1 rRNA gene is annotated in these 1,698 nt (G+C 49.6%); it reads left to right on the top strand.

The features are described from left to right. Positions 1-138 precede the first annotated feature (138 nt). A 16S ribosomal RNA gene (locus tag ACFSC2_RS16485) occupies positions 139-1,652 on the top strand. The last annotated feature ends 46 nt before the right edge of the window (positions 1,653-1,698 follow it).

Here is a 1,698-nt window from a genome sequence, read left to right as displayed (position 1 = left end):
ACAAGAAATTACGTTCGTAGACATATTGAATTGACAGCCGTTTTAACAGAGATGTTAGAACAAAGAAATAAGAGTAATAGAATCGAGAGATTCGAATAAAGAACCGAGAGTATTTATCGCATAATAATATAAAAATATACGATGAAGAGTTTGATCCTGGCTCAGGATGAACGCTAGCGGCAGGCTTAACACATGCAAGTCGAGGGGTAGAGGCTTTCGGGCCTTGAGACCGGCGCACGGGTGCGTAACGCGTATGCAATCTGCCTTTCACAGAGGGATAGCCCAGAGAAATTTGGATTAATACCTCATAGTATAGTACAATCGCATGATTGAACTATTAAAGTCACAACGGTGAAAGATGAGCATGCGTCCCATTAGTTAGTTGGTAAGGTAACGGCTTACCAAGACTTCGATGGGTAGGGGTCCTGAGAGGGAGATCCCCCACACTGGTACTGAGACACGGACCAGACTCCTACGGGAGGCAGCAGTGAGGAATATTGGTCAATGGGCGCAAGCCTGAACCAGCCATGCCGCGTGCAGGATGACGGTCCTATGGATTGTAAACTGCTTTTGTACGAGAAGAAACACTGATTCGTGAATCAGCTTGACGGTATCGTAAGAATAAGGATCGGCTAACTCCGTGCCAGCAGCCGCGGTAATACGGAGGATCCAAGCGTTATCCGGAATCATTGGGTTTAAAGGGTCCGTAGGCGGTCTTGTAAGTCAGTGGTGAAAGCCCATCGCTCAACGATGGAACGGCCATTGATACTGCAGGACTTGAATTACTGGGAAGTAACTAGAATATGTAGTGTAGCGGTGAAATGCTTAGAGATTACATGGAATACCAATTGCGAAGGCAGGTTACTACCGGTGGATTGACGCTGATGGACGAAAGCGTGGGTAGCGAACAGGATTAGATACCCTGGTAGTCCACGCCGTAAACGATGGATACTAGCTGTTGGGCGCAAGTTCAGTGGCTAAGCGAAAGTGATAAGTATCCCACCTGGGGAGTACGTTCGCAAGAATGAAACTCAAAGGAATTGACGGGGGCCCGCACAAGCGGTGGAGCATGTGGTTTAATTCGATGATACGCGAGGAACCTTACCAAGGCTTAAATGCAGACTGACCGATTTGGAAACAGATCTTTCGCAAGACAGTTTACAAGGTGCTGCATGGTTGTCGTCAGCTCGTGCCGTGAGGTGTCAGGTTAAGTCCTATAACGAGCGCAACCCCTGTTGTTAGTTGCCAGCGAGTGATGTCGGGAACTCTAACAAGACTGCCAGTGCAAACTGTGAGGAAGGTGGGGATGACGTCAAATCATCACGGCCCTTACGCCTTGGGCTACACACGTGCTACAATGGCCGGTACAGAGAGCAGCCACTGGGCGACCAGGAGCGAATCTATAAAGCCGGTCACAGTTCGGATCGGAGTCTGCAACTCGACTCCGTGAAGCTGGAATCGCTAGTAATCGGATATCAGCCATGATCCGGTGAATACGTTCCCGGGCCTTGTACACACCGCCCGTCAAGCCATGGAAGCTGGGGGTGCCTGAAGTCGGTGACCGCAAGGAGCTGCCTAGGGTAAAACTGGTAACTAGGGCTAAGTCGTAACAAGGTAGCCGTACCGGAAGGTGCGGCTGGAACACCTCCTTTCTAGAGCCTTGGTGTTGGCAGTAATGCACGCCTTGGAAATAAGATG

The organism is Flavobacterium artemisiae, assembly GCF_042678225.1.
Taxonomy (GTDB): Bacteria; Bacteroidota; Bacteroidia; order Flavobacteriales; family Flavobacteriaceae; genus Flavobacterium; species Flavobacterium artemisiae.
The sequence above is the reverse complement of the archived record's forward strand: the minus strand, read 5'-3'. Positions and strand labels throughout refer to the sequence as shown.